Annotated in this window: 7 protein-coding genes; 3 read left to right on the top strand and 4 right to left on the bottom strand. The window is 45.5% G+C overall.

Going from position 1 to position 6,210, the window contains the following annotated elements; translation table 11 throughout:
• Positions 1-62: 62 nt before the first annotated feature.
• From ACFOEE_RS17135 to ACFOEE_RS17125, 3 genes are read right to left on the bottom strand one after another with little or no spacing between them, the layout of a single operon-like run.
• Positions 63-977, bottom strand: a complete 915-nt coding sequence (locus tag ACFOEE_RS17135; RefSeq protein ID WP_377127140.1) for a GGDEF domain-containing response regulator — start codon at positions 975-977, stop codon at positions 63-65.
• Positions 974-1,396, bottom strand: a complete 423-nt coding sequence (locus ACFOEE_RS17130) for a response regulator (protein WP_377127137.1) — start codon at positions 1,394-1,396, stop codon at positions 974-976. The genes ACFOEE_RS17135 and ACFOEE_RS17130 overlap by 4 nt, the downstream gene beginning before the upstream one ends.
• Positions 1,393-4,092 carry a PAS domain-containing protein gene (locus ACFOEE_RS17125; protein WP_377127134.1) on the bottom strand — a complete coding sequence of 900 codons (2,700 nt, stop codon included), beginning with the start codon at positions 4,090-4,092 and terminating at the stop codon, positions 1,393-1,395. The genes ACFOEE_RS17130 and ACFOEE_RS17125 overlap by 4 nt, the downstream gene beginning before the upstream one ends.
• Positions 4,093-4,320: 228 nt before the next feature.
• Between ACFOEE_RS17125 and rfbC the strand changes: the two genes are divergently transcribed.
• The 3 genes from rfbC (at position 4,321) to ACFOEE_RS17110 (ending at position 5,941) form a co-directional block, all read left to right on the top strand.
• A complete protein-coding gene (gene rfbC, locus ACFOEE_RS17120; RefSeq protein WP_377127131.1) occupies positions 4,321-4,854 on the top strand; it encodes a dTDP-4-dehydrorhamnose 3,5-epimerase in 534 nt (177 codons plus the stop codon).
• Complete coding sequence (gene rfbD, locus ACFOEE_RS17115; protein ID WP_377127128.1) at positions 4,854-5,708, top strand: dTDP-4-dehydrorhamnose reductase; 855 nt, start codon at positions 4,854-4,856, stop codon at positions 5,706-5,708. The genes rfbC and rfbD overlap by 1 nt, the downstream gene beginning before the upstream one ends.
• Before the next feature lie 62 nt (positions 5,709-5,770).
• Positions 5,771-5,941: a hypothetical protein gene (locus ACFOEE_RS17110; protein WP_377127125.1), complete on the top strand. Its 171-nt coding sequence runs from the start codon at positions 5,771-5,773 to the stop codon at positions 5,939-5,941.
• 15 nt (positions 5,942-5,956) lie between these two features.
• On the opposite strand, the gene ACFOEE_RS17105 is transcribed toward ACFOEE_RS17110, so the two are convergent.
• Positions 5,957-6,208, bottom strand: coding sequence for a YfhL family 4Fe-4S dicluster ferredoxin (locus ACFOEE_RS17105; RefSeq protein WP_377127122.1), 252 nt, complete (start codon positions 6,206-6,208; stop codon positions 5,957-5,959).
• Between the last annotated feature and the right edge of the window lie 2 nt (positions 6,209-6,210).

The raw sequence follows: 6,210 nt of genomic DNA, 5'->3' as shown, positions 1-6,210 counted from the left end.
CACGGCATTCGTGCATCCTGCACAGCAAACCCGCTCAATGTGCGGGTTTTTCGCTTCCATACTTAAATAGCGGCGACTTTATAATGTAAGTCCGCACTTTTGGCATCGTACATGGCCTGATCTGCCATCGCGATGAGCGCGTCTGAATCTATCCCATCTTCTGGATAAAGCACTGCGCCAATACTGAGCTGTAACTCCACTTCTACAATCCCGCCATCTTGATCTTCAATGCAGTAACTGTCCGCCAGTTGCTCGTATTTTGCTCTCACTAACATTTCAAGCTGTTCTTTGGTTTCAACATGAGATGCAATAATGACAAACTCGTCGCCGCCATAGCGTGCGATATAGTCAGAAGCCCGATTAAACATTTTAAGTTTAGCGCCAATTAACCGCAGTAGCTGATCACCGGCTTGATGTCCATACTGATCGTTAATTGGTTTGAACTTATCGAGGTCAATAAACAGCAACGCAAACTTGAGCTGATGCCGCCCAGCGTTGCGAATCGCAATTTGAAGTTGCTCATCGAAGGCGCCCCGGTTATAGAGCATAGTTAAACGGTCAAGCTGGACCAGCTGCGCCAAATTACGATGCGACTCAAAACGCTCTTTAGAAAAGACTATGGTTCGACCTAAGAGCGGCCCACTTAAATCTTGTTTAGGTATATAGTCTTGGGCACCGAGTTGAATGGCCTTTTCACCAAACTGTTCTTCGGTATTTCCCGTTAAGACGATAATCGGCACATTGCTGGCAAACTGCTTAACGGTCACTAACGTATTGAGGCCTAAGCTCTCTGGGAGGTTGAGATCAATCAATAGGGCATCCGGCATAACACTGCCGAGTGTTTGTTTAAGCGATTCTATGGTATTGAATACTTTGACACGAAAACGTCGTTTGCTGTTTAGCTGCGATAAGTATTCACGCACTAAATACGCATCTTCTTCATTGTCTTCAAGTAAATAAACTAACCAACTATTCATCGTACTTCCTTATAAAAGCGATTATAGCCAAACCAGTATTGTGTCATGTTACGAAGCAGTTCAATCATTTCCTGCAAAGTCGCTGGCTTAGTGACAAAAGAGCGTGCGCCAGATTCATAAGCGCGTTTGATATCTAACAGATTGCAAGAAGTAGTAAACCCTACCACAGTGAGTGTGGCATTTTTAGGTTGTAGCTGGAGCTGTTGAAGTGTTTCAAGGCCACTTAAACCAGGCATATTTAAATCCAGCAAAATTAATTTACCTCGGCAATCTTGTTGCGCAACATAATCAATCAGAGCGTAGCCATCATTGAGCACTGTGACTAGCGGTACAGGACGAATAGCTTCACATGCAGTGCGAAAAAGGTATACATCGTCTGGATCGTCTTCTACAAGAATAATATCGGCTTGCGCGCTCATGTCGTGACCTCCTTACGCGGTAGTTGGATGCAAAAATGTGCACCTTGCCCTGCAGTTGGGGCAAGACACTGTAATTTGCCCCGATGCAGTTTGATGATTTGGCGGCAAATAGCGAGCCCCATACCACTGCCGGCATATTGGCTTTGTTGATTTAGACGGCGGAAAGGCTCGAATACTTGCTCGTAATATTTCTCTTCTATACCCAGTCCATTGTCTTCGTAATCTATTTGCACAAAGCGGGCTTTCTCGCTGATGGTAAAGATAATTTCTGGTTGTATGCCTAAATTTCTAAATTTTAGACTGTTAGCTATGAGATTTTGCATCACTTGGATAAGTAGCGAGTGATCAGCGTAAAATTCAAGATCGCCATTATTGACACGGATCACCGCACTACTTTCCTCTAATGCATAGCTCAGTTGTTCTTGGGTGTCCTGTAAAACTTTGGCCAAGGTAGTGTTGGTGAGATTGAGGTGGGTGGAATGCAAGCGTGATAATTTGAGTAAGTCTTGGATCATCACCCTCATCCGCTGTGCTGCATTCAATAACCGATCAAGCTCAAAGCGAGCTTTTTCATCGGTTTGAAGCATAGGTTTTAAACGGGATTGTAGGCTATCGCTGAACGCGGTAATTTTTCTTAGCGGCTCTTGTAAATCGTGCGATGCAACGAAGGCAAACTGCTCCAATTGCGCATTAGACTCTTGCAATTTAAGCAGCAACTGGGTTTCCTCTGTAACATCGACAAAAGTGCCAAGCATTAATTGCGGTTGTTTGTTTGCATCAAAAGAGACCACAGTGTCTACCGCATAACACCAAACCCAGTGACCTTGTTTATGTAGGTAGCGATACTTAATCGGGATTAACTTGCCGCTCTGATCGGCGTTGATGTTGGCGATATGATTCTGGATCAAAGACTGCTCTTCAGGATGAAAACAGTTTTCGGTTGGTTCCATGGCATGCAAATCATGAATATCGTAGCCGAGGAGATCGGTATAGCGTTGGTTAATTCGTATTGTTCGATGTTCTTTCAGATCGTATAGATATAACCCACACACCGCAGAGTTAATGATTTTTTCAAGGAACAACTGGTTGTGTTCGAGAGCTTCTTCCACTTCTACTCGAGTGGTAATATCAATTGCAGTTCCAACAATTTTGACCACTTGCTGGTGCTCTAACAAAGGGTAAAGGGTGGTTTGATACCAACGAGGCTCACCAAGATAAGGCAGCATTTCCATATATTCAATCGGTGCTTTGGCTTGTACGCAGCGGCTATAGTTGTGGCGAAACTTTTCTGCCAATTCAGGCGATATCGCGGTGCCGCTCAAGTCGCTAAGTGATTTGTGCAAAATCACGTCGACGGCGATGCCGCTTCGCTCTGCTGCAGTTTCATTGTATTCAGTGAAGATAAACTCGTTTTCATCCTCTACCCGCAATAGCCAGATAGCTTGCTTAGAACCATTATAAATGGCGTTTAGGATCTCAGTTTTTTCTGCTACTTGCGACTCAAGGAGTTTTTTATTGTGGATATAACGCAATGAGCCAGACATCACTATTGGGCTGCCCTCGGCGTCAAATTGGCTATTGCCGACAGCATGAAACCAGCCATAGCTCCCTTCCTGATTGCGGCCTAAATACTCAACCTCATATTGTTTCTTTTCGGCAAAGTGGGTGTTGATTGCGGTGAGTACTTTAGCGCGATAGTCAGGATGTATGTGTTCAAACCAGTCATCAAAGCTTGGCGAGGTAATGTGTTGCGCACCTATCATGGTCATAAAAGTATGGGAATAAGTGACCGAGTTATCTCTTACATCCCACTCCCAAATACCGTCTTCGGTGGCGTTAATAACTCGTTCTAAATGTTGATGGTGGTCTAGTAATTGCTGCTCAATACGTCTTTGATGTGAGAGATTTTGTAAGGTAATGAGGATCATATCTTGCTGTTGGTATCTGGCTCTAACCAGTTCCAAGGCCATTGGCACGCTTTGTCCCTGCTGTAGTTTAGCGTGACACAGGGCATTGTGGTGTAGCAAGGTTTCGCTATTTGGCTCAGCCAAAATGGCGGAGAGATTGACGCTTGAGTCATCCAACTGCAAGATGGCAAAGAGCGATTGACCTATTAGTTGTTGTTTGTCACTCACGTGTAATTCGTTCAGTAGCGCGGGATTACAGTTGACGATTTCAAGCTGATGATTAATGAGCAAAGTGCCTGCAGGATGAACGTCCAACATGAACTGAGTGATTTGGTGCTCTGCGAGCTGCGTTTTTAACTCTTCACTGGCACTGTTGGCTTCGCGCAGTTGTGATTGCACGCCTTGATACTGCATTGGGCTTGGCAGTTTCAGCGCTTCTGGGATAAGTTTAAACAAATACACTGCGGTCACCATAGAGACTGTCGCGGTAGCAGCTTTCATCAAGCCTTGCATCCCATAGGTGCCGTGCCACACAGTGTAGATCCCCATTAAATGAGTTAAACCACAGAGCATGATGAATGCAGAAAACAGTACAAAAACGCCCTGATAACCGACTTCCTTACGTCTTTTTGCAAAGATCATTATGGCTATAGGAATAGAGAAGTAAGCGGTGGCTATCATCAAGTCTGATAGCACATTGGTCCATAAAATGTGGTCTTGCCACAAATAACAATGGCCATGTGGCATGTAGGCACTACTAAAGAACGACTTGAGCGAATTGACTTCCATGAGTGGTGTCCTTAACGGATTGTTTTCATCGCATTTTTACTGAGCTTTAAGCCTAGTCTGAAGCCATATAAAAACCAACTTTTGTTGCGTTAGGATAGGCTGAAAATGCGCTCAAAGTAGCAGAACACTTAGGGTATACGTGCACATTGACGTTATACTTAGCATATTTAGAATAGTGACGGACTGGCGGGTTGTGCGACGGGCCGCGAAGAGTAATATGAGTAAACTATGCAAGTATTTGATACGGCGTTAGATGGCCTAAAAATTATTGAGCCGAAAGTATTTGCCGATGAGCGTGGATTTTTCCTCGAAACCTTTCAGCAGCAGCGCTATCAGGAGCTTGTTAGTCCCTTGTGTCAGTTTGTGCAAGATAACTATAGCCGTTCTAAGCGCGGAACTTTGCGAGGTTTGCACTTTCAGCGATGTAAGCCTCAAGGTAAATTGATCCGCGTTACTGCTGGTGAGATTTTTGATGTAGTGGTCGATATCCGCGCAGGATCTGTCACTTTTGGGCACTGGGAAGGACACCTGCTATCCGCTGAAAATAAGCGCCAGTTATGGGTGCCACCAGGATTTGCGCACGGCTTTTTGGTGCTTAGCGAAGTGGCTGATGTCGAGTACAAATGCACGGATTACTATGACCCGCGTGATGAAGGGGCGATCCGTTGGAATGATGCGGATTTAGCGATTGATTGGCCGTTGCAAGGTGTGCCTTGTTTGTCGCAAAAAGATGCGGCTGCACCTTGGTTTCGTGCACTTTGATGAAAGTATTAGTGACGGGCGCAAACGGCCAGTTAGGGCAAGCGCTTAAAGCAACTAAACCTGCGCACATTGAGTTACTTGGCATGACACGGGAGCAGCTCGACTTAGCTAACCCCACACAGGTTTTTGCGGTTATCACCGCAGTAAAGCCGCGAGTGATCATCAATACTGCTGCATTTACACGGGTTGACGATGCGGAGCAAAATCCACAGTTAGCCATGGCAATCAATGCGGATGGGCCCGCAGCATTGGCAGAGGCTGCAAACGCGGTTGGTGCGCATATTATTCACTTGTCGACGGATTATGTCTTTGATGGCGATGCGCTTACGCCTTACGCTCCTGAGGTACCACTTAACCCAAAAACTGAGTATGGCAAAAGCAAAGCCGTAGGCGAAGCTTTGCTTGCCAAAAAGGCGAAATCCTATCAGATAGTGCGTACCGCTTGGCTATTCAGTGAATATGGGCATAACTTTGTGAAAACAATTTTGCGTCTTGCTGAAAAACAGCAAGCGTTGCGTATCGTTGCTGATCAAGTGGGTTGTCCTACCTATGCAGGACACCTTGCTGAATATCTGTGGTGGCAGGCTTTAAATCCTGCGGTTATGCCAAAGCTGCAGCATTTTTGCGGCGACCACGCGGTGAGCTGGGCAGAGTTTGCTGCACAAATTGTACTGGCAGCAATCAAACAAGGCCGGTTAAAAAGGGCGCCTGATATTATCCCAATCTCCTCAAGCGAATATGCGAGTAAAACTCCTCGGCCACGATATTCAGTGTTACAAAACAATGCACTACCAATATGCCGTGATTGGCGTGTTGGTATTGAGCAAACCATCGCTGCGCTACAACAACAATAACTCAAGAGGTTTGCTGGCAATTTCCTCAGCTTTGACTAAGCTATCCTTTATTGGAGGTGGCTATGGTAAAAGTAAATATTCACTTAGAACAACTAGAAGAGTTATTAGAAGAGCGGCAATATCAGGATAGACGTAAGCAGCAGCTGCCTATTTTACCAGAGCAGGACAGGCGCAAAAGGGTCAGGCGGCGTAGCGAAGCGGTTAGCTTTGCACAAGTACAATCGGGAGCTTAGCTCCCAGATTGTGACTTAGTCTGGTTGGGTTAAGCGCAGAAACTTTTCTGCGAGTTGGTCTAAGCTTTCGCGTCGTTCAGGATCTGGCTTCACGCAATCAATCGGGCATACGCTGACGCAAGTTGGCTTGTCGTAATGACCTACGCATTCAGTGCATTTATCTGGGTCTATCTCGTAAATTTTTGCACCCATATAAATTGCCTGATTAGGACACTCAGGCTCGCACATATCGCAGTTAATGCATTTTGCGTTGATTAACAAGGCCATGG

Source organism: Pseudoalteromonas fenneropenaei, from assembly GCF_042643375.1.
GTDB lineage: Bacteria > Pseudomonadota > Gammaproteobacteria > Enterobacterales > Alteromonadaceae > Pseudoalteromonas > Pseudoalteromonas fenneropenaei.
This window is presented reverse-complemented; position numbering and strand designations above follow the sequence as displayed.

Coding starts and splice junctions, on each gene's coding strand:
- ACFOEE_RS17135 (WP_377127140.1), bottom strand. CDS start 977: ATGAATAGTTGGTTAGTTTATTTACTTGAAGACAATGAAGAAGATGCG.
- ACFOEE_RS17130 (WP_377127137.1), bottom strand. CDS start 1,396: ATGAGCGCGCAAGCCGATATTATTCTTGTAGAAGACGATCCAGACGAT.
- ACFOEE_RS17125 (WP_377127134.1), bottom strand. CDS start 4,092: ATGGAAGTCAATTCGCTCAAGTCGTTCTTTAGTAGTGCCTACATGCCA.
- rfbC (WP_377127131.1), top strand. CDS start 4,321: ATGCAAGTATTTGATACGGCGTTAGATGGCCTAAAAATTATTGAGCCG.
- rfbD (WP_377127128.1), top strand. CDS start 4,854: ATGAAAGTATTAGTGACGGGCGCAAACGGCCAGTTAGGGCAAGCGCTT.
- ACFOEE_RS17110 (WP_377127125.1), top strand. CDS start 5,771: ATGGTAAAAGTAAATATTCACTTAGAACAACTAGAAGAGTTATTAGAA.
- ACFOEE_RS17105 (WP_377127122.1), bottom strand. CDS start 6,208: ATGGCCTTGTTAATCAACGCAAAATGCATTAACTGCGATATGTGCGAG.